Genomic DNA, 24124 nt, shown 5'->3' with positions numbered 1-24124 from the left:
CTGCCTCAGATGCCGTAGTAATAAAAGTACAACAAATCTACTAACTTTGAATTCCATAAAGAGAAAATAATTATGAAGCTTCTGGAGCAGCTCTGCCAGATACACGCCCCGTCTGGTAACGAGAGAAACCTTACGAATTTTTTACTGAACTACGTCCAGGAACATAAAAACAAGTGGAGGCAGGAGCCCATCGTGCTACACGGGGAAGGCTTTCAGGATTGCATTCTTTTGGTGTTTGGCAAACCAAGAAGTGCAATTTTCGCGCACATGGACTCCATCGGATTTACGGTTCGCTATGGCAAGCAGTTGGTGCGGATAGGTGGCCCCGACCTCGAGACAGGCTACAAACTGGTTGGGGAAGATCTCCTAGGAAAGATTGAGTGTACATTGCAGTACGATGAAGAAGAAAGGGAGTTAACCTATGCGTATGAACGGGAGATAGCACGCGGCACAGAGCTTGTGTTTAAGTGTGACTTCCGGGAGACGGATGATACAGTACAAAGCTGCTACCTGGACAATCGTTTGGGCGTTTGGGCTGCCCTGCAGGTAGCGGAAACACTGGAAAACGGCATTATCGCCTTTAGTTGTTGGGAGGAACACGGCGGCGGATCGGTAGCTTACCTGGCCAGGTACATTTATGAGCAGTATGGCGTAAAGCAGGGCCTGATAGCGGACATCACCTGGGTAACGGAGGGCGTACACCCTGGTTCCGGCGTGGTTATCTCTATGCGCGATAGCCTTATTCCACGGAGAGCATATGTAGAGAAAATCATAGGCATTGCAAAAGAAGCGAACATCCCTTACCAGTTGGAGGTGGAAGGCTCGGGTGGAAGCGACGCTAAAGAGTTACAGCATAGCGCCTACCCTTGGGACTGGTGCTTTGTGGGTGCTCCTGAAGATAACGTGCATAGCCCGGATGAGATCGTGCATAAGAAAGACATCGACAGCATGGTAAAGTTGTACCAGGTGCTCATGGAAAAACTCTAGCTTCGACATCAACTGAAGCTTTAAGCGAGACGCCTAGGGCTACAGCAATTTCCTTGATGAGAAGGGGCTGATCTTTCATTGAGATCAGCCCCTTTTTGCTTCTGTGGAACATGATTCTGACATGGTACTGCTGCTTTTTAAAGCAGGAGGATGTGTTGGTGTTACAACTTGCTTATACACAGAAAATAAAGGTTTTGCTTGGAGGGTGAATAGTTGGTGTGAAACAGTTGGAAAAGTCTATATAATATACTTTATTTAATATTATATTCTGGTGTTCTCTTAAACCTCTAATCACACCCCATGGAAACTATTCTCTACGCAATTCCGGCCTTTGGATTGGCGGCCCTGCTCTACACCTGGATCAGGTCTGCCTGGGTAACAAAGCAGCCGGCCGGTAACGAACGCATGAGTACCATTGCCCGCCACATAGCGGATGGCGCTATGGCCTTTCTGAAGGCAGAGTACAAAGTGCTGGCTTATTTTGTGATCATTGCTTCGCTGTTTCTGGCTTACCTGGGCTATACCGGGGAAAGATCACATCCGCTGATCGTCGGGGCTTTCATCATAGGGGCTTTTTTCTCGGCGCTGGCCGGTTTTATTGGTATGCGTATCGCCACAAAGGCAAACGTGCGGACAGCGGAGGCAGGCCGAAGCAGCCTTGCCAAAGCCTTGAAAGTGTCGTTTGCGGGAGGTTCCGTGATGGGTATGGGGGTGGCCGGATTGGCTGTGTTGGGGCTGGGGTCCCTTTTCATCCTGTTTTATTACCTGTTTGTTGTGAGCCAGGGAGCTGATGTGAACGGGGTGCAGATGGAGATTGCACTGGAGGTGCTCACAGGCTTCTCCTTAGGGGCTGAGAGTATTGCCCTTTTTGCACGTGTAGGGGGGGGGATTTACACGAAAGCTGCCGATGTGGGCGCCGACCTGGTAGGGAAGGTAGAGGCGGGTATACCCGAAGATGACCCCCGTAACCCCGCAACCATTGCTGATAACGTGGGCGACAACGTAGGGGACGTAGCAGGTATGGGGGCTGACCTTTTTGGGTCTTATGTGGCCACCATCCTGGCAACGATGGTACTGGGGCGGGAAGTAGTCGTGCTGGACCAATTCGGCGGACTGTCGCCCATTATTCTGCCTATGCTAATTGCCGGTCTGGGTATTGTATTTTCTTTTATAGGCATGCTGTTCGTGCGGGTAAGTGAGGGAGGAGATGTGCAGGCGGCGCTTAACCGGGGTAACTGGATATCGGTAGTCCTGACGGCAATTGCTTCATACTTCGTGATACAATGGCTCCTGCCGGAAAGCCTGAATCTTCGTAACTTCGACTTTACCCCAAACGGAGTGTTTATGGCGGTACTGGTAGGGCTAATAGTAGGAGGCCTCATGAGCATCATCACCGAGTACTATACGGCCATGGGTAAAAAGCCCGTTAACTCCATCGTGCAGCAGTCTTCTACGGGCCACGCCACGAACATTATTGCCGGACTGGCTGTAGGGATGCATTCCACAGTGCTACCTATCATTGTGCTGGCAGCGGGAATTGTGCTCTCTTATGCGGCGGCAGGCTTATATGGCGTGGCTATTGCCGCGGCCGGCATGATGGCCACCACGGCTATGCAGTTAGCCATAGATGCGTTTGGCCCCATCGCAGACAATGCCGGTGGTATCGCCGAAATGAGCGAATTGCCCAAGGAAGTACGCGAACGGACTGATATCCTCGATGCGGTGGGTAACACGACCGCCGCAACGGGCAAAGGCTTCGCTATTGCCTCGGCTGCTCTTACTTCATTGGCGCTCTTCGCGGCCTTTGTGGGTATTGCAGGCATCAGAACCATTGACTTATACAAGGCCCCCGTGTTGGCTGGGCTCTTTATCGGGGCCATGATTCCGTTCATCTTCTCGGCGTTGGCTATATCCGCGGTAGGTAGGGCTGCCATGTCTATGGTGCAGGAAGTGCGGCGGCAGTTCCGGGAAATACCGGGCATTATGGAGGGCACGGGGAAGCCAGAGTACGAAAAGTGCGTCGCCATATCCACACAGGCTGCCATTCGGGAAATGATGCTGCCGGGCGCCATAGCCCTGATCGTGCCCCTGATCGTGGGTTTCGGTTTTAAAGGCGTGTTCCCGGATACCTCCTCTCCTGAAATTCTGGGCGGCCTGCTGGCAGGTGTAACGGTGTCAGGGGTGTTGATGGCCATGTTCCAATCAAACGCCGGCGGTGCCTGGGACAACGCCAAAAAGTCTTTCGAGAAAGGAGTGGAGATAAACGGCGTGGTAGAATACAAGGGATCTGAGCCACACAAAGCTTCTGTTACCGGCGATACGGTAGGTGACCCTTTTAAAGATACTTCCGGGCCCTCTATGAACATCCTCATCAAACTGATGTCTATCGTGTCGCTGGTGATTGCGCCGCACATTGGCTTTGAACAGGAGCCTGCTATACCAGAGGCACCTCTTGAGTTGGAGGAAATCAACCTGAACGAGCAAAAGAAGACTTTGCCAGGAACGGCCAAAGCCACGGTTAACGGGGAGGTTACCGTGTCGCTACACTAGGAGTCAAGGAAACAACTGCCATACTTTCGCATAAGCCCAACCGCATTGTTGGGCTTATTTTTTTATTATACGTACCTTTGTTCAGGCACAAAAAAAACATTTCATGGATCCCCGTACCGTCAAACTACACGACTGCGAGTTTAGTACCTATATTTTTGAAGAAGAGATCATCGCCCGTGTAAACATGCTGGCGGAGCAGATAAACAAAGAGTATGAGCACAAGCAACCCCTTTTCCTGGCGGTACTCAACGGCTCCTTCATGTTTACCGCCGATCTGATGAAGCGCATCTCCATTCCGTGCGAAATATCATTTATCCGGCTGGCATCCTATCAGGACATGCAGAGTACGGGCAAGGTGAAGGAAATTCTCGGGCTGAGTGAGGACATACACAGCCGCCATGTAGTGGTGCTGGAGGACATCGTGGACACCGGCCACACGGTGCATGGCCTGCTGCAGCAACTGAAAGAGCGAAAGCCGGCCTCAGTGGAGGTCGCCACATTACTGTTAAAGCCAGATTGCCTGCAGCATCCGCTTGACGTAAAGTATGTAGCCCGCTCTATCCCGAATGATTTTGTGGTAGGCTATGGCCTGGACTACAATGGTTTGGGGCGTAACCTGCGCGATATTTATAAAATTATATCGTAAACAGGGGTGGGAGCACCCACATAAGGGAGTTTAAGCTGTAGCTATCGCGTAGCCACAAGCTAAAAAAAATGAAAACTCATCAATAATATCCGTAAATTCGACTTTTACATTTATTAGAAGATATGCTCAACATCGTCTTGTTCGGCCCTCCAGGTGCCGGTAAAGGAACACAAAGCCAGAAACTGATAGATAAGTACAATCTGATACACCTGTCTACCGGTGATTTGCTCCGCTCTGAGATTGCCGCTGGCACTAAACTGGGCTTGGAGGCCAAGAAACTGATGGACAACGGCCTGCTGGTGCCGGATGAAGTGGTGATTGGCATGATCGAGAATAAAGTGAAAGAGCACCGCAGAGCGGGGGGCTTTATCTTTGATGGTTTTCCGCGCACGGTGCCTCAGGCGCAAGGCCTGGATAAGCTGCTGCAAGATAATGGCACGGAGATTTCCTGCATGATCGCGCTACGTGTGGACGACGAGGAGCTAACCAAGCGCCTGCTGCTGAGAGGCAAAACCTCTGGCCGTCCGGATGACCAGAACGAGGAGTTGATCCGTAAGCGCGTGCAGGAGTATAATACCAAAACAGCCCCTGTCGCAGACTATTATGCCGGGCAGGGGAAATATTTCTCGGTGGATGGCATTGGCGACATCGAGGAGATCTTCAAAGACCTCTGTCAGAAGATTGATGCTTTGAAAGAAAAACAAGAAGAGAAGAAATAAGCCCTTTTACGCTTACCAGATTTGGCATCATCCAATTTTATAGATTACGTAAAGATCAACTCGCGCTCGGGCCACGGCGGCGGCGGGTCTGCCCACTTGCACCGTGACAAGAAGACGGCGAAAGGCGGCCCGGACGGTGGCGACGGCGGCCGGGGAGGGCATGTCATCCTTCGGGGGAATGCACAACTCTGGACACTGCTGCATTTGCAGTACCGCAAGCACGTGATTGCCGAGAATGGCCAGAACGGAGGTCCCAGTCACTCTTCGGGAGCGCAGGGAAAAGACGAGGTGCTGGAAGTGCCTTTGGGTACCATTGCCCGGAATGCGGAGACGGGGGAACTGATGTGCGAGATTACGGAGGACGGGCAGGAGGTTATCCTGACGCCCGGCGGACGCGGCGGCCTCGGGAATGCCCACTTTAAGTCCCCTACGAACCAAACGCCCCGCTATGCCCAGCCCGGTGAGCCAGGCATAGAGGAGTGGGTGATCCTGGAGTTAAAGCTGTTGGCCGATGTTGGTTTGGTCGGTTTCCCGAATGCCGGCAAGTCTACCTTGCTTTCGGTTATCTCAGCGGCAAAACCAAAGATTGCGAACTATCCTTTTACCACCCTGGAGCCTAACCTGGGGGTGGTGGCTTACCGCGACTATAAGTCTTTCGTGATGGCCGACATACCAGGTATCATTGAGGGGGCCTCTGAAGGCAAGGGCTTAGGGCTACGTTTTCTGCGCCACATAGAGCGGAACTCGATGCTGCTGTTTATGGTTTCCTGTGAGAGTGCCGACATAGCCGAGGAGTACCGTGTGTTGCTGAAAGAGCTGGAAACATACAACCCGGAGCTTTTGGACAAGAAGCGAATCCTAGCAGTTACCAAGTCTGATATGTTGGATGAGGAGCTGGAGCAGGAGATGCGCCAAACCTTGCCAGAAGGACTGCCGACAGTGTTTATCTCGAGCCTCACGCAAAAGAACCTCACGCAGCTAAAAGACATGATCTGGGAGGCGCTTAACAGCTAGACCACCCTTCCAGTAGAATAACAACGATCGGTAGAGGCTATAAAGCTTGCTACCGATTTTTTTGTAGCCATAGCCACAAGAGCAGGCTTCATGATTTGAATTGAATCAAAAGTGTCAGAATGGCACGAAGCCGGGTTTGGCAAGTTAATTGACAAGACAACATAGAGTTATTAACCTAACTTAATTCAGGCATTATGTCAGATAAAGATATTAAGAAAGAACAGGAAAACGAGCAACTGCAGGACAATACTGCCAAAACGGAGGCAGAGGTACAGGACGAAGAGCTGAACCAAGAAGAAGAAATCGCTGAGACGGCCGAAGAGGGTCAGCAGGATAATACAGCAGCCGAACTGGCCGAGATGAAGGACAAGTTTGTGCGCCTGATGGCAGAGTTTGAGAACTTCAGACGCAGAACAGCAAAGGAGCGTATCGACCTGGCCAAGACGGCCACACAGGACCTGATGGGTGACCTGTTGCCAGTGCTGGACGATATGGAGCGCGCGCGTCAGTCTATTGAGGCGACGAAAGACGTAGATGCGATGCTGCAGGGCCTGGAACTGGTATTCCATAAGCTGAAGCATGTAACGCAGCAGAAAGGCCTGAAGCCGATGGAGATAAAAGCCGGTGACAGCTTTGACAGCGACATGCACGAGGCGGTTACACAGATTCCGGCTCCGTCTGAGGAACTGAAAGGCAAAATTGTAGATGTTATAGAGAAAGGATATACCTTAAATGATAAGGTGATCCGATTCGCGAAAGTTATAATAGGAGCGTAAATAATGGCTAAGAGAGATTATTATGAGGTTTTGGGGCTAAGCAAAAGCGCGAGCCAGGAGGAGATAAAAAAAGCTTACCGCAAAATCGCCATTAAGTACCACCCCGATAAAAACCCGGACGACCCAACGGCCGAGGATAAGTTTAAGGAGGCGGCCGAGGCGTACGAGGTGCTGAGCGATCAGCAGAAACGGCAGCGTTACGACCAGTTCGGCCATCAGGGCATGAACGGCGGCTTCGGCGGCGGCGGTGGCATGAACATGGAGGATATCTTCTCGCAGTTCGGTGATATTTTCGGTGGCGGGGGCAGTCCGTTTGAGAGCTTCTTCGGAGGTGCGCGTTCCGGCGGCGGCCGCCGTACCCGTAAAGGCTCTAACCTGCGCATCAAGCTAAAGCTTAACCTGGAGGAAGTAGCCAACGGGGTAGAGAAAAAGATAAAGGTGAAGCGTTACGAGGCCTGTGACACCTGCGGGGGCAACGGCGCGAAGAACGGCACCGAAATGCAAACCTGTAACTCCTGCCAGGGATCAGGACAGGTGCGCAAGGTCGTAAACACGATGCTGGGCCAGATGGTGTCCACCGCCACTTGCCCTACCTGTAACGGGGAAGGCCGCATTGTGACGAATAACTGTGAGGCGTGCCATGGTAGCGGACGCGAGCTACGCGAAGAGGTAATCTCGATCAACGTACCTGCCGGGGTAATGGATGGCATGCAACTGTCGATGAGCGGTAAGGGCAACGTGCCGGAGCGTGGTGGCGTGCCAGGAGACCTGCTGATTCAAATAGAAGAAGAGGCGCACCCAACCCTGAAGCGCGATGGCAATAACGTGATCTTTGATCAGTACATCAGTTTTGTGGATGCAGCACTGGGTGCCGAGGTAGAAGTACCTACGATAACTGGTAAAGTGAAGATCACCATCAAGCCAGGTACACAGAGTGGTGAGATCTTCAGGCTGCGAGGCAAAGGCATTCAGGATATTAACGGCTATGGCAAAGGCGATCAGTTGATTCACGTGAACGTGTGGACACCGAAGACGCTTAGCAGTGACGAGAAGGCCGTGCTGGAAGGCTTGCGTGAATCGAGTAACTTTACGCCGCACCCAGGCAAGAACGAGAAAGGCTTCTTCGAGAAAGTAAAAGACTACTTCCAGTAGAAACCAAGGAAGAGATTATACAGGCGCCCCTGCTTTTCTAATGAAGGCAGGGGCGCTCTTTTTGAGTTCTGTGCCGTTCCGGTCTTCGCTTTATCGGGTTAGTTTCTGGCTTCGTCGATAAACATAGGCAGGTAGTAATATACTTTTGTCCTTTACCGTTCAGAAAGGTACATTTGAATAAACCAAAAGAACAGCAGCGTTGATTATCCTGAAAATCGAAGACGTAACAAAGACTTACGCGAACCACACAGCGCTCGATCATGTGAGTTTCGAAATCCCGGCCGGCTGCATTTTTGGCCTTCTAGGTCCAAACGGTGCCGGTAAAACCTCTCTGATTCGCATCATCACACAAATTACAGGGGCAGACAGCGGCGAGATATACTTTAAAGGGGAGCGGCTGAAGCCTGATCACATCAAGGATATCGGTTACCTGCCCGAGGAGCGGGGCCTGTATAAGAAGATGAAAGTAGGGGAGCAGTTGTTGTACCTGGCACAGCTAAAGGGCTTGAGCAAGAGCGAGGCCAAAGCGCGCATCAAGGCCTGGATAGACCGATTTGAGATACGGGACTGGATTGACAAAAACATAGAGGACCTGTCGAAGGGCATGCAGCAGAAGGTGCAGTTCATTGCCACAGTGCTGCACGAACCTTCACTCATTATCCTGGACGAGCCTTTCTCCGGCTTCGACCCGATAAATGCCAACCTGATCAAAGACGAGATTCTCCGCTTGCGCGACAATGGTGCCACCATTATATTCTCTACCCACCGCATGGAATCTGTAGAGGAGCTCTGCGATAACATTGCCCTGATTAACCGCTCGCGCAAGGTGCTGGACGGGCCCGTGCAGGAAATAAAGGACGCCTACAAGACGGATACCTATCAGATCATCGGGAATGGACAGCTCATGATCACTTCCCCTGACTTTCAGGTACTGGAGCAGCACGACAACCATGGAACTTTTAGAGCCGACGTAAAGCTTCTGAACAACACCACACCAAATGACCTGCTGCGCTACCTGATTCAGCGCGTAGAGGTACACTCTTTTATAGAGCTGGTACCGAGCATCAATGATATCTTTATCCGGAAAGTAAAAGAAACCCACCATGTCTAAAATCTGGTTGATCATACAACGCGAGTACCTGACACGCGTGCGCAAGAAGAGCTTTATCATCATGACGCTCCTGACCCCTATCCTATTGGCGGCTTTTATGGTGTTGCCGGCCTGGCTGGTGTCTATGTCCGATGAGACGGAAACCGTGATGGTGCTGGACGAAAGTGGCCTGTTTGCAGATAAGCTGGAGAATAAGAAGGACCTGACCTACATTCCGCTGCAAGGCTCCCTGGAGCAAGCCAAGTTCGTGTACCAGGAGACAGACAACACCGCCCTTCTTTACATCCCCAAGATCACGGTGGACAACCCGGAGGGAATTACGATCTACTCGAAGAAGAACACCAGCTACCAGACACAGGTGCGCCTGGAGAATGCACTGGAAAAAGAAATCGAGAACCAGCGCTTTATGGCGTCTGGCCTGGACCGGGAAACGCTGGAACGAATAGAAGCAGACATTAGCCTGGCGACCATCAACCTGAGCGACCAGGGGGAGAAGGATAACAACGTATGGGTAACCTCCGGGGCAGGCATTGCCGGCGCTTTCATCATTTACTTCTTTATCTTCCTGTACGGGGTGCAGATCATGCGCGGCATTATCGAGGAGAAAACCAACCGTATTGTAGAGGTCATGATCTCATCGGTGAAGCCTTTTCAATTGATGATGGGAAAGATCATTGGGATAGCTGCCGTTGGCCTTACGCAGTTTTTGTTATGGGTCATCCTCTCTACAGTGGTAGTGACAGGGGTACAGTCAGCCTTTGGGGTAGAAGCTGCCCCTACCCCTGCACAACAGCTTGCTGCAGGGCGTGCTGCGGCTACAGGCGAAGATGAGGAGACAGGGGAGGCCACCAAGGATAGCGAGGGAGCAGAGGTTGTTGCCTCTGCCATCAATGCCTTCAACAACCTGAATCTGCCGCTTATTATCGGTTGTTTCCTGTTTTACTTTCTGGGCGGCTACCTGCTCTATGGCTCTCTGTTTGGGGCTATTGGTGCGGCAGTGGACAACGAGACGGATACCCAGCAGTTTATGTTCCCGATCACAATCCCGCTCATTATCTCCTTCATCATGTCATACTCGCTGGTGCTAAAGAACCCTGATGGACCGGTTTCTTTCTGGATGTCCATCATTCCCTTTACCTCACCCATTGTAATGATGGTACGTATACCTTTCGGAGTGCCAGCTTGGGAGCTTTTGCTTTCTATGGCGCTACTTATTGCCGGCTTTGTGTTTACCACCTGGATCGCTGCCCGCATATACCGCGTGGGCATCCTGATGTACGGCAAAAAGGTAAACTACAAAGAGCTCTCAAAGTGGCTGTTCTACCGGGTATAGTGCTAACTGACACAGATTACGAATAAAATGAAACTTGAGAGCCGGCCCTGTATGGGCCGGTTTTTTTGTAAATTAGATGGACATGACAAACACGTGGAAAATAACCAGAACCTCGGTTCTAACGCTGCTCTTTCTGATGGTTTTAACAGCTACTTCCGCCCAGGATAAAGACAAGCCAGCCTACCGCCTCTTTACGAAGAACGGCAAACAAATCAGCTACGGTAAGATGCTGGACGAACTGCAGAAGGCGGACGTCGTGCTTTTTGGGGAGCAGCACAACGACCCCATCGCGCACTGGCTGCAACTGGAGGTGGCAAAAGACCTTTATCAGGAGAATCCAAAGAGGTTAGTTTTAGGAACAGAAATGTTTGAGGCCGACGTGCAGTTGGTATTAAACGAGTACCTGGCGGGTTTGGTACCTGAGGGTAACTTTGAGCAGGAGTCGAGGCCCTGGCCCAATTACAAAACGGATTATAAGCCGATACTTCAGTTTGCGAAGGAAAAAAGGATTCCTGTCATTGCCACGAACGTGCCGCGCCGTTACGCAGCTATGGTATCGGGAGGAGGGGTGCATGCCTTGGAAGGCCTTTCAGCAGATGCGAAGGCCTACATAGCTCCGCTTCCTGTAACCGTAGATATGGACTTGCCGGGTTATAAAAGAATGCTGTCCATGTTTGGGCGCAATATCCATGGCAATACCAAGAGTGAAAATATTGTGCAGGCACAGGCACTTAAGGACGCCACCATGGCGCACTTTATCGGAGAGCAGGTGGAGCAGGGGAGGCAATTACTGCACTTCAACGGGGCCTACCACTCCGATAATTTTGAGGGCATTGGCTGGTATCTGAAACAGGAGAAGCCTGAAGCGAAGGTGCGTACCATTACCACCGTGTTACAGGAGGATCTGGACAAGCTACTGGAGGACAATAAGGAGAAAGCGGACTTTATACTCGTCGTGCCCAAAAGCATGACCAGGACGTTCTAAAGAGGCGGTTCCTGTCGCAAGCATCCGCTTGTGCTAGGAATCGCTATCCAGAAAAAAGCACAAGCAGATGCTTGCGCTACAAAGTGCCAAATGAGAAAATAACAAAGCCCTGTCAGCTGACAGGGCTTTGCCTATTAAAGAGAAAGAAGGTTTTCTTAATTAAGCGGAGAAGGAGCTACCACAACCGCATGTGCTCTGTGCCTGCGGGTTGTTAAACGTAAAACCACGTGCGTTCAGGCCGTCCTGGAAGTCCACTTCCATGCCCATTACGTACATGCCGTGCTTCTTGTCCATGATCAGGTCTACGCCGTCCAGGTGAAATACTTCATCGGCATCCTTTGGCTTGTCGAAACCCAGCAGGTAAGACATACCAGAGCAGCCGCCGCCCTGCACCCCAACGCGCAGGCCATATTCTGCCGGAACATTTTTCTCTTGCATTATATTCTTAACCTCAGCTAAGGCTCTTTCTGTCAGCGTGATGGGTGCAGTTTTTGTTTCTGTTGCCATAATTATGCTATTCATTATTTGTAGCCACAAACTTACACAATAATCAGGAATTATGCTTGTAGCTCGCTTCGTACTTCTTAAACAGCCAGGCTGCTTAAATGATTCATGTATCCTAAATTAATTTTTTGCGATATTTATACTTTCAAACCAGACTAATATGGAAGAATCTCTCCTCTTTATCATAGACCTCCTCAAAATTACCGTGCCAGCCCTAATCGTGGCCTTTGCCATGTACTACCTGGTAAAGAAACACTATGAGCGAGACTATAAGATCAGGTTATTGGAGTTACGACAGAAGAATAGTGAAGTTGTGGTGCCTATCCGTTTACAGGCTTACGAACGGGTGGTGCTGTTACTCGAGCGTATTACCCCAAGCAATTTGCTGGTGCGGGTGAGCGGTGCAGGCCACACGGCTGCGGAGTATCACCGGGTGCTTTTGGCAGAAATCAGGAACGAATTTAATCACAATTTGTCGCAGCAGGTGTACATGACCGAACAGGCCTGGCAGCAGGTAAAGCATGCCCGCGAGGACGTGGTGAACCTGATCAACAAAACATATCAGGAACTGCCCGAAGGAGCCCGTGGCACAGAACTGGCCAAGCGTATACTGGAGACAGTACTCAACACGGAGCAAGACCCAACCGAGCGGGCCCTGAGCTACGTGAAGCAGGAGATAGGGCAGACTTTTTAAATCGATTAGCTTTTCTTGCCTGTTCGGCTAGCCTGCTTTTTGTGAAGCGCCATAGCTGTTAGCTCTACCGCCAACTCTAAGAATGCAACGCTTATTTCCATCTTACAATAAACTGTGCGTATTATACGCTGGTTAGAGCCGGAAGGGAAAAAAGGAGGGGCCGCTACTCGGTGTGTCGACCCCCTCCTTTTTTTCTTGCTACTTATCTTAACCGAATAGCTCTTCCAGCTTCTGAACTAATTTGTTTACCTGCTCCGGGCTATGGGCCGGGAAATTAGCGATACGGATTTGCCCTTCCTTGTGCTTGCCGTAGCCACTGCCTACGGCCATATTAAATTCGGCTAGCCATTTGTTTATCTCTGAGGCAGGTACGGTGGTGTTGGCCACAATGGTGGTTCGGGAGCGATGCTCCGGACTCTCTACAGCAGGTGAAAAGGTCTTGCTGCGCTCCAGGAAAGCATAAATGGCAGCTGCCTTTTCGTCTGCCTCCTGTCGGATCGTTTCTGCCCCTTTCCGGTTCATGTCTTCTACCACTTGCCCAAGAAGGTAAATGTCCAGCACGTTAGGGGTTTCCACCGTCTGGTTTACTTTTGCTTTGCTCAGGAGGGAGGGAAGGCTATGGTAAGAACCGATGGAGAGTCCTTTCCCGAGTAAAGCCTCTGCTTTGGCAACGCAACGCTCGTTCAGCAACCATACGCCTAAACCGGCTGGCAGGCCAAAGCACTTCTGCACTGACACATACACCGAGTCTACCTTACCAAAGTCAAAGGCAGGGTAGGGCAGGGAGGAAACAGCATCCACGTAAATTAAAGCGTCCGGAGAGGCTTTCTCCCTAAACTTGTTGATCTCGGAAACGGGCAGGCTAGCACCCGAACTCGTTTCGTTCTGGATAAGGGCTACCAGTTCAGCCGTTTCCGGTACCTCAATGTCGTTTACATCAAAGCCCTGCCCGAATGGTGCCTCGTACTTTTGTGCTGCCCGGCCCAACTCCTGTGCCGTTTCGTAAAAACGCTCTGAAAAAGAACCGTTCACCAAATGGAAGCTCTCGTGCTCCACATTGTTCTGTATAGCCCGTTCCCACACTTCGGTAGCAGAAGCTAAAAACAACACCTCGTAGTTATCTGGTAACTGCAACAGCTGGCGCAAACCGGATACGGCATGGGCATAGATCTCCTGGAACTGCTTACTGCGGTGCGAGATGCTCCCGATCTTCTGCTGTAGGGCGGTTTGCATGTGCTGTGGTACCGTTGGGTACAGTTCAGAGGGACCGGGGGTAAAGTATATCTTGTTGTTCATGTAACGGATGCATATTTCCGGGTACCAAAGTACAAAGAGGGGGTAGGGATTAATAAAGGATGCGGAACTTGATGGTGTGCGGCACTTGCTTCATATCATTCACCACCTGCTTGTCATACTCCTTGTCAATGTCTGTGATCACATAACCAACCCGCTCGTTTGTCTTCAGGTACTGGCCCAGGATGTTCACGTGGTTGTTGGCAAGCACCTGATTGATGCTGGCCAGCACGCCCGGCACGTTCGCATGAATATGAATCAGGCGGTGTGCGTTCTTAAGCTCCGGCAACTGTATGTTCGGGAAGTTTACGCTCTGGTAGGTATTGCCCGAGTTGATATAGTCCATGATACGGCTCGGAACGAAGTTGGCAATGTTCTCCTGTGCCTCCAGGGTACTACCACCGATGTGCGGGGTCAGGATGACGTTCGGCAGGTTGCGCAACTCACTCTCGAAAGGCTCGCTGTTGGTGGCGGGCTCTTCCGGGAACACATCCACGCCAGCACCGCGTATCTTGCCTGATTTAATGCTTTCTACCAGGGCTTCTATCTCTACCACATGGCCACGGCTCAGGTTCAGGAACAGGGCTCCGTCTTTCATGGCGGCGAACTCCTTCGCCCCAAACATGTTCTTGTTCTCCGGGCGTCCGTCAACGTGCAGCGTCACGATGTCTACTTTACTAAGGAGCTCGTGCAAGGTCTCGCACTTGCGGGCATTACCCAACTGTAGCTTTTCTACGATGTCATAGTAATACACTTCCATGCCCATGGCCTCGGCTAGCACAGACAGCTGTGCACCAATATTGCCATAGCCCACGATGCCTAATTTCTTGTCCCGCACCTCAAAGCTACCGGCGGCGGACTTGTCCCACTCGCTCTGGTGCATCTTGCTGCTCTTGTCCGGAATACCGCGGCTCAGCATGATGATTTCCCCAATGGCCATCTCTACAACGCTACGGGTATTGCTGTAAGGGGCGTTAAAGACAGGTATACCGGCTTCCAGGCAGGCATCCAGGTCTATTTGGTTTGTGCCAATGCAGAAGGCGCCCACGTTCATCAGGCGATTTGCGTGCTCCAGCACTTTGCGGGTTACGTGCGTTTTGCTCCGGATACCGAGAATGGACACGTTTTTGATTTTCTCACAGAGTTCCTCCTCGCTTAATGCCCCGCTTATGGTTTCTACCTGGTAACCCTCACGGCGGAACATTTCCACGGCTTTCGGGTGGATGTTCTCAAGCAGCAACACGCTGATACGGTTCTTCGGGTAAGAAATTGCCATAGGAAGTTTATTCTGGTACAGGAACTCATCTAAGCTGGGCGCAATGTGTTCGGCTTTCGCCACAACATTGTCGCGCACCACATTTTCAGTAAAGGCGTAGAACTTGTTGGCAAGGCCTGCTTCTTTAATCTCGTAGTCGGTGTAGCCATCTCCCAGCACATACACATCTCCTGCTAAGGCCAAAGATTCCAGTAGCTTGATTTTGCCTTTGTCCAGGCTCAGCACATTCTCTGTGTCAAAGCCCGTGATGTTGCCCTGCTCATCGTAACGGAAGGTGTTCGCGTAAATGTTCGCCTCCTTAATGCCGTACTCTGTTACGATAGGGGTGATAAACTCTTTAAAGCCACTGGACACGATAAAGATCTGGTCCGAGAACTGCGTCAGGAACTCCTTGTTGCGGCGCACAGACTGTGAGACGTTTTCTTTAAGCCGGCTGATGAGTTGCGGAAGGTGGTTTTGATGCGCTTTTAACAGGGCTAACCTTTTGGCCAGTCCTTCGGAGAAAGAGCTCTGGCCCGCCATGGCACTATCCGTCAGGCGCTTTACCTCTTGCAGGATTTGTTCTTTATCCGGGGCACCGTTCAGGGAGATCTCCCCTAGCTCATCCAGGGCTTCAACTTTCGTGAAGGTACTATCAAAATCGATGATGAAGTATTTGTCTTTGCTCATTACTGTTCTAAAGTATGAAAAGGGCTCTTGCTTGCCACTTCAGGGCTTTTGTCTGAATCTTGTACAACACAGGAAGTTGCAAGCCGAAAAATACAAAAAGAACCGGCAACCTACTACAGGTTGCCGGTTCTTTTTGTAAAAGCTGTATTTTTATTATAGCAGCGCTAGCTGCTCATTTATGGCTTTCTGGTAAGTTTTTTCGTACAATGGTACGATTTTTTCAATATCGAAGTCCTTGGCGCGCTCCAGGGCATTCGCCTTAAAGCGCGGTAAGTTTGCATCGTCCAATACAAACAACGCCTTCTCTACCATCTCGTCGATAGCACCAATCGGGCTTACAAAGCCTGTCACCCCGTCTATGTTCAGCTCTGGAATACCACCGGCATTGGTCGATATCACCGGTACTTCGCAGGACATGGCTTCTAGTGCGGCCAGGCCAAAGCTTTCTTTCTCAGAGGGCATCAGGAACAGGTCCGCAATAGACAGCACCTCTTCTACGGCATCCAACTTGCCCAAAAAGCGCACATCGTTGCAGATGTGGAGTTCACGGCACAGCTTCTCCATTTTAGGACGGTCCGGCCCATCGCCCACCAGCAGCAGCTTGCTCGGGATGCGCTGCCGCACTTTGGCAAAGATCTGAATCACATCCTCCACCCGCTTCACCGCTCTGAAGTTAGAGGTATGGACCAGCAGCTTCTCATTGTTCGGGCTAATGGCCATGCGGAAGTGCTCTTTCTTCTGGCGCTTAAACTTGTCGAGGCTCACAAAGTTCGGGATCACCTGGATATCCTTCTCAATCTGGAAGTAGTCGTAGGTCTCTTCCCGCAGGCTGTCCGAAACAGCTGTAACTTCATCAGATTGGTTAATGCTAAACGTGACAACTGGCTCAAAGGAAGCGTCCTTGCCAACGAGGGTGATGTCCGTGCCGTGCAGGGTCGTGATCACAGGGATATTAATGCCTTTTGTCCGGAGGATCTGCTTCGCCATGAAAGCCGCCGAAGCGTGCGGGATGGCATAGTGTACGTGCAGTACGTCCAGCTTCTCAAAGCGAACGATGTCAACCATCTTACTGGCCAGCGCCAACTCGTAGGGTGGGTACTGAAAGAGCGGGTAAGAGGGGATGTAAACTTCGTGATAAAAAAGGTTTTCGTTAAAAACGTCGAGGCGGGCCGGCTGGCTGTAGGTGATGAAGTGTACCTGATGGCCTTTCAGGGCCAGGGCTTTCCCTAGTTCTGTCGCCACCACACCGCTACCACCAAAGGTTGGGTAACAAACTATACCAATTCTCATAGTTGCTAAAGTATAAAAACAACAAGTGCAGCCAACAAAAGTCGCTGCACTTGCTAAACTACCAATTATCTTTTATGTTTTCGGTATCATCGCTTTATAAACCACATCGTGTATCCTGGTACGGATGTTATACTTCACCAGTTTGTTGTTGCCTGCATCCGGGAAGACCCTGTTAGACAGGAAGATGTAGATCAATTTGTTCTCTGGGTCCACCCAGGCGCCCGTTCCGGTAAAACCGGTGTGGCCGAAAGTACTCTGCGGAGCCAGGTCAGAGGTAGGGCCGTTTCCATCTGGCTCGGGCTTATCCCAGCCAAGACCCCGGCGGCTGTTGTTCGACTGCCTTTTCGAAAACTCGGTTACTACGTCTGAGTTAAAATAGCGGTAGCCGCCATAGTTGCCATTTTGCAGGTTCATCTGTAGCAGTGTGGCCAGGTCATTGGCATTAGAGAACAGACCTGCGTGTCCTGCCACCCCGCCTAATATGGCAGCACCCTGGTCGTGTACTGTGCCGCGCAGCATGTGGTGGCGGAAATAGTTGTCATCCTCTGTCGGGGCAATCAAATCATCCGGGTATTTTTGCAAAGGCTTATACGTCATGGTGCTCAGGCCAAGCGGGGAGTAAAAGTTCTGCTCCATAAACTCATCCAATGGCTGGTTGAGTAACTTTTCGGCCACGTGCTTCAGCACGTAGAAGTCGAGATCGCTGTACTTATAGTCGTATCCTTTCCCGGTCTTGCTGCGCGGCAGCATTCTGGACTTTATTGTCCAGGCCCAAAGTGAGTCGCTTACTGTTTTCAGCGAGTACATGCCCGGAACTACCTCATTGGGGTACAAATCCGTCTGTGTGCTGGCGTAAAAGGTCTGCCTTGTTTTGGAACTCTTTACTGTATTCTGCCAGGCCGGTATGCCGGCTAACAAACCCGCCTGGTGCGTCAATACATCGCGCAGTACCAGGCCTTCCTTGTTCGTGCCTTTTAGCTCCGGCAGGTAGGTAGATACCTGCGCGTCAAGGTCCAGCTTGCCCTGGTCTTTTAAGAACATGATGGCCTGCAGGGTTGAGGCTACTTTGGTGATGGAGGCAATGTCGTAGACAGTGTTTCTGGTGACAGGCTTTGCCTTGTCATAGGTATAGTAGCCATAGGCCTTATCAAACACAACAGTACCGTCTTTCACCACAAGCACCTGGCAACCAGGGGTAGCTGCATAAGCAATGGCCTCTAACGCGATGTTATCGATCTGCTTTAGCACGTCGGAGTCCATGCCCACGCTTTCCGGTACGCCCCGCTTCAGGCGGTTAAGGCTTGCTGTGGCAACGCCGGTGCCGGCCTTGTACTTAGCCGAGGCCGTGATGGGCAGCTTGCCTTTTGCAGCACGGGCACCAAAAAGCACCTGCGGTACCAACGACTGGGACACCACATTGTCCTCGTAGCCGCATACCAGCCATTGACTTTCTCCAAAGAACTTCAGGCTATAGGCGTTGCCCATCACCACCACCACTACTTTCTTATCAGTGCGCTCCTGCAGGTACTTGATGAAAGCCCGGGTGCCTATCCCAATACCAAAGTCTTTAGCTGGTGTTAAGTTCATGTTATGGATGCTTACCACCACCACATCGTTGTCCTTTAATTGGGGGATGATGCGGGTAAAGGAAGAGTCCGGGGCAAAGCGATCAGAGATCGAGAACTGGTTTATTGGCGCGTAACTGCTGAGTGTGCGCTGGAAACTGTTATGCTCTGTAACCCCGATGGCTACGGAGGCAATGCTCAGGGTATCGAGGTAGCGGAAGGGCAGTAGGTCGTCCTTGTTCTGCACGACCGTAACGGCATGCTCGTAAAGTTGCTCCTGTAACACGGCGCTTACCGGCCTGTCTACCTCTTCCTGCAGGTTTTCCAGTGAAATAGGCTTGTAGTTGTTAAGCCCTGCCCAGTATTTGGCATGTAATATCTTTGCTACGTGGCGGTCCACCTCCTCCTGGGTAAGGGTTCCGGCAGCAATAGCCTCTTTTATTTTTATGATAGCGGTGGGGACATCCTCCGGGAAGAGCAACACGTCGTTGCCGGCCAGTAAGGCTTTCAGGTCTACTTCGCCCGGTTTATGATAGTTGCTCACGCCTTTCATGTTCAGGGCATCTGTAAAGATCAGCCCTTTGTACTTCATCTTTTCCTGCAGCAGGCCAGTTACCAGAGGTTTGGACAGGGTCGTGGCTACGTTGCGGGTAGAGTCAATGGAGGGGACAAAGAGGTGGGCCACCATCACGCCCATCACGCCGGCCTCAAATGATTTTTTGAAAGGGTATAATTCGATTTCCGTCAGGCGCTTCAGGTTATGTGGTACAACCGGTAGCGACAAATGAGAGTCTGAGTCTGTATCGCCATGGCCGGGGAAATGCTTGGCCACGGCGATGATGCCGTGGTCCTGTAGACCCTTGATGTACGATATGCCCCGGCGCGTCACTTCCTCTTTCGACTCACCGAAAGAGCGGCTGCCGATGACAGGGTTAGCGGCGTTTACGTTCACATCCAGTACCGGGGAAAAACTCACGTTAACGCCCAGGCGCTTCATCTTCAGGGCTATCTCGCGACCCATCAGGTAAATGTAGCGGTCTTCGTCCATGGCGCCCAAAGTCATCTGGCGGGCGAAGTGCATGCTGCTGTCCAGGCGCATGTCCAGCCCCCACTCGGCATCCATGGCCACAAGCAAGGGCACTTTGGCCTGGCTCTGGTAACGGTTTGTAAGCTTTGCCTGGCGCATGGGGCCACCCTGCATGAACATAACGCCTCCGATGCCGTATCGGCTAACCAGTTCGTCTATTTCGCGGTAGTGCTTTTCGTTCTTGTTGGAATAAGCAGCCACCATAAACAGTTGGCCTATTCGCTGTTCAGGAGTGAGCGTCAGCATTACGCTGTCGACCCATTGTTTCTCCCTGGGGTTAACCACGACCTCCTCCGACGACTTCAAAGACATGAGTGGACCCATCCCAAGAATAATAAGAATCAACAACCCTAAACTAAAACTCTTCAACATCCTGTACTACTCTTTTATTAATTGGAACAAGTCAAAATTAAGCCTAATTTTGCAAAAGGCGGTTCGGAAAAACATACCATTTTCAGAGGCGATGCCGTGCTGCCCTCAGCTGATTGGAGAAAAGGTGGAGAACCTCATACTGCCTAAAGCGAATGTGGCATCAAGAGTAGCCTAAGTGACTACCGCCACCAGCCCCGCACCGAACACGCAACAGTTGCTATATTTATCTACGTGAAATAATAGCAGCTTCGTTAGCTAATTTTCCAGCTTATTTTAAAAATCGGTCTGTAAATTAGTAATAAAATTTAATCTGAATAAGTTCTGTTTTTACAATTTAGTAAGAGCAAAAATTTGGCCGAAATCGCCAGAAACGGCTGATTCTGATAGAAAAACAGTATATATTAATAAGGAGTTAAGAGAGGGATGCCCGACATCATACGTTTACTGCCTGATTTCCTGGCCAACCAGATCGCTGCTGGCGAAGTAGTGCAACGGCCCGCCTCTGTGGTGAAGGAGTTGCTGGAAAATGCCATCGATGCAAAGGCCACCAACGTCCAGTTGATTGTGAAGGAGGCAGGCAAGCAGTTGCTACAGGTGGTGGATAACGGTGTCGGCATGTCGGAGACAGACGCCCGCATGTGCTTTGAGCGCCATGCCACTTCTAAAATCAGCACCACCGACGACCTTTTTCGCATCCGCACGATGGGCTTTAGAGGCGAAGCGATGGCCTCTATCGGTGCCGTGGCGCAGGTGGAGCTTAAAACAAAGCCCAAAGGGGTAGACACAGGCACAAAGCTCGTGGTAGAAGGCTCTGCCATCGTACTGCAGGAGCCTGTGGTTACACCGGAGGGTACTTCGGTTGCTGTCAAGAACCTTTTCTATAACGTTCCTGCCCGTCGTAATTTCCTGAAGTCGAATGCCGTGGAGATGCGCCATATCCTGGAGGAGTTTCAGCGGGTGGCGCTGGCTTACCCGGAGGTGTCTTTCTCGCTGCACCACAACGATATGGAGGTGTTTAACCTACCGGCCGGCAAGCTGAGCCAGCGCATTGTGAGCATCTTCGGGAGCAATTACAAAGAGCAGATGGCCTATTGTGAGGAGGATACAACCTTTTTGGTGGTGCGCGGCTATGTGGGCAAGCCCGAGTTTGCGAAGAAAACCCGCGGAGAGCAGTTTTTCTTTGTGAACAACCGCTTTGTCAAAAGCGGCTACCTGAACCATGCCGTGATGACGGCCTTTGAAGGGCTCTTGCCTAAAGAGAATCATCCGTTCTACGTGCTGTTCATAGAGTTGGAACCGGAGAAGATAGACATTAACGTACACCCGACGAAGACGGAGATCAAGTTCGAGGATGAGAAAACGGTGTACGCCATTGTGCATGCTGCCGTGAAGAAGGCCCTGGGGGCTTATAACATTGCCCCGTCGCTGGACTTTGAGCAGGACGTGAACTTCGCACCATTACAGCCGATACGCGTACAGGGTAACTACAACAACGAGTTCGACCCGGACAGCAAACCGCGTAGCAGTGGTGGGAGCAATTCCTTTCCGGGTTTTACGCCGCCAGTCTCCTCCCGCAGGGCTACCTCCAAAGGCTGGGAGCAGCTATACGAGCCCCTGCGGGAGCAGCCGAAGCCAGAGAACGGTACAACAACCTCTGCCTCCTCTGGCATGGGCTTGTTGGATGATGCCTTCGCAGCTTCAGATATTCCGGCTGCCTCTTCTAATAAAGCCATCCAGATACATCAGAAGTACCTGCTGGTGCAGGTAAAGTCGGGCGTGATGATCATCGACCAGCAGGCAGCACAGGAGCGGATCCTGTACGAGAAGTACGTGGCCTCGCTGCAGAAAAAGGCAGGGGCGTCACAGGCCTTGCTTTTCCCACAAACCCTGCAGTTGTCACCAACGGATGCTGTACTGGTACACGAGCTGGCCGCCGAGTTTAAGGACATGGGCTTCCTGTTTGAGGACTTTGGGGGCAATACCATTATCCTGAATGCCATTCCGGCCGATGTGCACGCTGCGAACGAAAAGGAGTTGCTGGAGGAACTGATAGAACAGTATAAAAACAATTCGACTACCTTAAAGCTTGATAAAAGAGAGAACTTGGCCCGCGCGATGGCCAAGCGATTGGCCTCACGGTCGCTGGCGCGCATGTCGGACCTGGAAATGAACTCGCTCGTAGATAAGCTTTTTGCCTGCCAGGTGCCCAACTACACGCCGGGCGGACAAAAAACACTAGTGATCATGGAGCTTAGCCAGTTGCATGAGCTTTTTCTGAAAGGCTGATTTTACTAAAAAAACAAGACATAAGCTGAAGGTATAGCGTACAGGGCTATCAGGTAGGGAAGCTGCCGGATAAGTTGGGGAAGAGAGGCCTGGGGCTGAACCTTTAAAAAAACAACAAAGCATGTTCAATATCACCCCCATGGTCAGAAACCTCCTGATCATCAATGTGGTCGTATTCCTGTTACAGCTAGCCGGCATTGTCGACGCAGATACTTTTGCCCTGCACTACTTTGGCTCAGACTATTTCCGTCCCGTACAGTTGTTCACGCACATGTTCATGCATGGCGGGTGGGGCCATCTGTTCAGTAACATGTTCAGCTTGTTTATCTTCGGTCCACTGCTGGAGCGTTTCTGGGGGCCGCAGCGTTTCCTGGCCTTTTACCTGATAACTGGTTTGGGGGCAAGCTTGCTGTACTCAGGCGTGCGGGCCTATGAACTGAATGAGTTGGAGGAAGACGTTGCCATCTATGTCGAAAGTCCAAGCCCGGTGGCGTTCAATAACTTTATGGACGAGCACGTGGGTGACGGGGCAGGGCAGGAGCTCGCCATCGCTTATTTGCGAAATCCGGACAACCCGGAGTACGAGGAAGCCAGTAAGGAATTAGTAGGAAGAGTATATACCGCTGTGTACAACAGTCCGCTGTTGGGAGCTTCTGGTGCTATTTTTGCTATCCTGATGGCCTTTGGCCTGCTGTTCCCGAACCTGGAGCTGATGTTGCTGTTCCTGCCGATTCCGATCAAGGCCAAATACTTTGTGTTGCTGTACGGCGCCTATGAGCTCTATGCAGGATTTAAGCGCTTACCCGGCGATAATGTGGCACACTTTGCGCACCTCGGAGGAATGCTGTTCGCGTATATACTCGTAAGAATGTGGCAACGCAACGACTACCGGGACAATTTCTAAAAGAACAATGAGCATTATTGAAGATATAAAGTACGCTTTTCGGCAGCAGAACAACACGCTGAAACAGCTCATCCTGATTAATGTGATCGTGTTTGTGGTGCTGATTGTAACCCGCACGATCCTGTACCTTACGAGTGCTTCAGGCATCTACAGCCTGATTATGCGCTACCTGGCGCTTAACTCGGATCCGTTGATCTTTATCACCCGGCCCTGGACCCTGATCACTTACTTCTTTACCCATGAGGGCTTTCTGCACATCATCTTTAACATGCTGAACCTCTACTGGTTTGGGCAGATAGTGCGGGAGTACCTGGGGGAGAAGAAGTTGCTGAGCCTGTACATATTAGGCGGTATCGCTGGTGGTTTTCTATACATGCTCAGCTATAACCTTATCCCTTTCTTTGCCGATAGAGCCGCCTTTTCTTTCATGATCGGTGCCTCGGCAAGTGTGCTGGCCATTGTGGTGGGTGCCGCTACGCTGTTGCCTAACTACTCGTTTAACCTGATCCTGATCGGGCCTGTTAAGATAAAATACATCGCAGCTTTCCTGGTGCTGCTGTCCATCTCGGGTGCTATAGGGGATAATGCCGGTGGTAATATCGCCCACATTGGCGGGGCGCTGTTGGGCTGGGTATTCATAAAGCAACTGCAGCGGGGCAGCGACATGGGCCGACCTTTACACGCCTTCCTGGGTTTCTTTTCCGGTTTGTCCAGGCGCAGGCCAAAGCTACGGGTAACCCACCGCCGCACCAATTCCGCTGCTTCTGCTAACGGGGGCTCTCCGTCTTACAGGGGCAAACCCAGCCAGGATGAAATAGACCTGATTTTGGATAAGATCTCCAGTTCGGGGTACGAAAGCCTCTCTAAAGAAGAAAAGCAAAAGCTGTTTAAGGCAAGCCAGAAAGAGTAGT

20 protein-coding genes are annotated in these 24124 nt (G+C 51.2%); 15 read left to right on the top strand and 5 right to left on the bottom strand.

Annotation, left to right across the window (positions count from 1 at the left end):
• Positions 1-72: 72 nt before the first annotated feature.
• The 10 genes from CHB92_RS12505 (at position 73) to CHB92_RS12460 (ending at position 11273) form a co-directional block, all read left to right on the top strand.
• A complete protein-coding gene (locus CHB92_RS12505; RefSeq protein WP_089319547.1) occupies positions 73-987 on the top strand; it encodes a M20/M25/M40 family metallo-hydrolase in 915 nt (304 codons plus the stop codon).
• 300 nt (positions 988-1287) lie between these two features.
• On the top strand, positions 1288-3537 hold the full coding sequence (locus CHB92_RS12500) for a sodium-translocating pyrophosphatase (protein WP_089319546.1): 2250 nt from the start codon (positions 1288-1290) through the stop codon (positions 3535-3537).
• A 103-nt stretch (positions 3538-3640) separates the two neighbouring features.
• On the top strand, positions 3641-4183 hold the full coding sequence (hpt, locus tag CHB92_RS12495; RefSeq protein WP_089319545.1) for a hypoxanthine phosphoribosyltransferase: 543 nt from the start codon (positions 3641-3643) through the stop codon (positions 4181-4183).
• A 122-nt stretch (positions 4184-4305) separates the two neighbouring features.
• Positions 4306-4902 (top strand): adenylate kinase, encoded by a 597-nt coding sequence (locus CHB92_RS12490; RefSeq protein ID WP_089319544.1) that lies wholly within the window; start codon positions 4306-4308, stop codon positions 4900-4902.
• A 21-nt stretch (positions 4903-4923) separates the two neighbouring features.
• Complete coding sequence (gene obgE, locus CHB92_RS12485) at positions 4924-5916, top strand: GTPase ObgE (protein ID WP_089319543.1); 993 nt, start codon at positions 4924-4926, stop codon at positions 5914-5916.
• Between the two features lie 194 nt (positions 5917-6110).
• Positions 6111-6692: a nucleotide exchange factor GrpE gene (locus CHB92_RS12480; RefSeq protein ID WP_089319542.1), complete on the top strand. Its 582-nt coding sequence runs from the start codon at positions 6111-6113 to the stop codon at positions 6690-6692.
• 3 nt (positions 6693-6695) lie between these two features.
• Complete coding sequence (dnaJ, locus tag CHB92_RS12475; protein ID WP_089319541.1) at positions 6696-7844, top strand: molecular chaperone DnaJ; 1149 nt, start codon at positions 6696-6698, stop codon at positions 7842-7844.
• A 199-nt stretch (positions 7845-8043) separates the two neighbouring features.
• Positions 8044-8955, top strand: a complete 912-nt coding sequence (locus tag CHB92_RS12470; RefSeq protein ID WP_089319540.1) for an ABC transporter ATP-binding protein — start codon at positions 8044-8046, stop codon at positions 8953-8955.
• Positions 8948-10288: an ABC transporter permease gene (locus CHB92_RS12465; RefSeq protein ID WP_089319539.1), complete on the top strand. Its 1341-nt coding sequence runs from the start codon at positions 8948-8950 to the stop codon at positions 10286-10288. The genes CHB92_RS12470 and CHB92_RS12465 overlap by 8 nt, the downstream gene beginning before the upstream one ends.
• Positions 10289-10370: 82 nt before the next feature.
• On the top strand, positions 10371-11273 hold the full coding sequence (locus CHB92_RS12460; RefSeq protein ID WP_089319567.1) for a ChaN family lipoprotein: 903 nt from the start codon (positions 10371-10373) through the stop codon (positions 11271-11273).
• 159 nt (positions 11274-11432) lie between these two features.
• Here the strand turns inward: CHB92_RS12460 and CHB92_RS12455 are convergent, their stop codons facing one another.
• Positions 11433-11780 (bottom strand): HesB/IscA family protein, encoded by a 348-nt coding sequence (locus CHB92_RS12455; protein ID WP_089319538.1) that lies wholly within the window; start codon positions 11778-11780, stop codon positions 11433-11435.
• A 157-nt stretch (positions 11781-11937) separates the two neighbouring features.
• Between CHB92_RS12455 and CHB92_RS12450 the strand changes: the two genes are divergently transcribed.
• Complete coding sequence (locus tag CHB92_RS12450; RefSeq protein WP_089319537.1) at positions 11938-12471, top strand: DUF7935 family protein; 534 nt, start codon at positions 11938-11940, stop codon at positions 12469-12471.
• 207 nt (positions 12472-12678) lie between these two features.
• On the opposite strand, the gene CHB92_RS12445 is transcribed toward CHB92_RS12450, so the two are convergent.
• From CHB92_RS12445 to CHB92_RS12430, 4 genes are all read right to left on the bottom strand, one after another.
• Positions 12679-13767, bottom strand: coding sequence for an aminotransferase class V-fold PLP-dependent enzyme (locus tag CHB92_RS12445; RefSeq protein WP_089319536.1), 1089 nt, complete (start codon positions 13765-13767; stop codon positions 12679-12681).
• A gap of 49 nt (positions 13768-13816) precedes the next feature.
• Positions 13817-15709, bottom strand: a complete 1893-nt coding sequence (serA, locus tag CHB92_RS12440) for a phosphoglycerate dehydrogenase (protein WP_089319535.1) — start codon at positions 15707-15709, stop codon at positions 13817-13819.
• 153 nt (positions 15710-15862) lie between these two features.
• Complete coding sequence (bshA, locus tag CHB92_RS12435; protein ID WP_089319534.1) at positions 15863-16999, bottom strand: N-acetyl-alpha-D-glucosaminyl L-malate synthase BshA; 1137 nt, start codon at positions 16997-16999, stop codon at positions 15863-15865.
• Between the two features lie 72 nt (positions 17000-17071).
• Positions 17072-19963 (bottom strand): glycoside hydrolase family 3 N-terminal domain-containing protein, encoded by a 2892-nt coding sequence (locus CHB92_RS12430; RefSeq protein ID WP_245842531.1) that lies wholly within the window; start codon positions 19961-19963, stop codon positions 17072-17074.
• On the opposite strand from CHB92_RS12430, the gene CHB92_RS12425 reads away from it, so the two are divergent.
• The 4 genes from CHB92_RS12425 to CHB92_RS12410 all read left to right on the top strand — a co-directional run bounded on the left by CHB92_RS12425 (position 19962) and on the right by CHB92_RS12410 (position 24123).
• A complete protein-coding gene (locus CHB92_RS12425) occupies positions 19962-20198 on the top strand; it encodes a hypothetical protein (RefSeq protein ID WP_089319532.1) in 237 nt (78 codons plus the stop codon). The two genes, CHB92_RS12430 and CHB92_RS12425, sit on opposite strands and share 2 nt — an antisense overlap.
• A 248-nt stretch (positions 20199-20446) precedes the next feature.
• The gene (mutL, locus tag CHB92_RS12420) at positions 20447-22309 is read left to right on the top strand and encodes a DNA mismatch repair endonuclease MutL (RefSeq protein ID WP_089319531.1); all 1863 of its coding nucleotides are present in this window, start codon (positions 20447-20449) and stop codon (positions 22307-22309) included.
• A gap of 121 nt (positions 22310-22430) precedes the next feature.
• Complete coding sequence (locus CHB92_RS12415; protein ID WP_089319530.1) at positions 22431-23213, top strand: rhomboid family intramembrane serine protease; 783 nt, start codon at positions 22431-22433, stop codon at positions 23211-23213.
• Positions 23214-23220: 7 nt separating this feature from the next.
• Positions 23221-24123, top strand: a complete 903-nt coding sequence (locus CHB92_RS12410; RefSeq protein WP_089319529.1) for a rhomboid family protein — start codon at positions 23221-23223, stop codon at positions 24121-24123.
• The last annotated feature ends 1 nt before the right edge of the window (position 24124 follow it).

This window comes from Pontibacter ummariensis (genome assembly GCF_900188175.1).
In the GTDB taxonomy this organism is placed as follows: domain Bacteria; phylum Bacteroidota; class Bacteroidia; order Cytophagales; family Hymenobacteraceae; genus Pontibacter; species Pontibacter ummariensis.
Note: the sequence above shows the minus strand (reverse complement) of the source record. Positions and strands in the feature narration are given on the sequence as shown.

Bases quoted from the DNA above. Each gene is read 5' to 3' on its own strand.
- bshA (WP_089319534.1), bottom strand. From the start codon at position 16,999: ATGAGAATTGGTATAGTTTGTTACCCAACCTTTGGTGGTAGCGGTGTG.
- CHB92_RS12410 (WP_089319529.1), top strand. From the start codon at position 23,221: ATGAGCATTATTGAAGATATAAAGTACGCTTTTCGGCAGCAGAACAAC.
- hpt (WP_089319545.1), top strand. From the start codon at position 3,641: ATGGATCCCCGTACCGTCAAACTACACGACTGCGAGTTTAGTACCTAT.
- CHB92_RS12460 (WP_089319567.1), top strand. From the start codon at position 10,371: ATGACAAACACGTGGAAAATAACCAGAACCTCGGTTCTAACGCTGCTC.
- dnaJ (WP_089319541.1), top strand. From the start codon at position 6,696: ATGGCTAAGAGAGATTATTATGAGGTTTTGGGGCTAAGCAAAAGCGCG.
- CHB92_RS12465 (WP_089319539.1), top strand. From the start codon at position 8,948: ATGTCTAAAATCTGGTTGATCATACAACGCGAGTACCTGACACGCGTG.
- CHB92_RS12490 (WP_089319544.1), top strand. From the start codon at position 4,306: ATGCTCAACATCGTCTTGTTCGGCCCTCCAGGTGCCGGTAAAGGAACA.
- CHB92_RS12505 (WP_089319547.1), top strand. From the start codon at position 73: ATGAAGCTTCTGGAGCAGCTCTGCCAGATACACGCCCCGTCTGGTAAC.
- CHB92_RS12430 (WP_245842531.1), bottom strand. From the start codon at position 19,963: ATGTCTTTGAAGTCGTCGGAGGAGGTCGTGGTTAACCCCAGGGAGAAA.
- CHB92_RS12415 (WP_089319530.1), top strand. From the start codon at position 22,431: ATGTTCAATATCACCCCCATGGTCAGAAACCTCCTGATCATCAATGTG.
- CHB92_RS12455 (WP_089319538.1), bottom strand. From the start codon at position 11,780: ATGGCAACAGAAACAAAAACTGCACCCATCACGCTGACAGAAAGAGCC.
- CHB92_RS12450 (WP_089319537.1), top strand. From the start codon at position 11,938: ATGGAAGAATCTCTCCTCTTTATCATAGACCTCCTCAAAATTACCGTG.
- serA (WP_089319535.1), bottom strand. From the start codon at position 15,709: ATGAGCAAAGACAAATACTTCATCATCGATTTTGATAGTACCTTCACG.
- CHB92_RS12480 (WP_089319542.1), top strand. From the start codon at position 6,111: ATGTCAGATAAAGATATTAAGAAAGAACAGGAAAACGAGCAACTGCAG.
- CHB92_RS12500 (WP_089319546.1), top strand. From the start codon at position 1,288: ATGGAAACTATTCTCTACGCAATTCCGGCCTTTGGATTGGCGGCCCTG.
- mutL (WP_089319531.1), top strand. From the start codon at position 20,447: ATGCCCGACATCATACGTTTACTGCCTGATTTCCTGGCCAACCAGATC.
- CHB92_RS12445 (WP_089319536.1), bottom strand. From the start codon at position 13,767: ATGAACAACAAGATATACTTTACCCCCGGTCCCTCTGAACTGTACCCA.
- CHB92_RS12425 (WP_089319532.1), top strand. From the start codon at position 19,962: ATGAGTGGACCCATCCCAAGAATAATAAGAATCAACAACCCTAAACTA.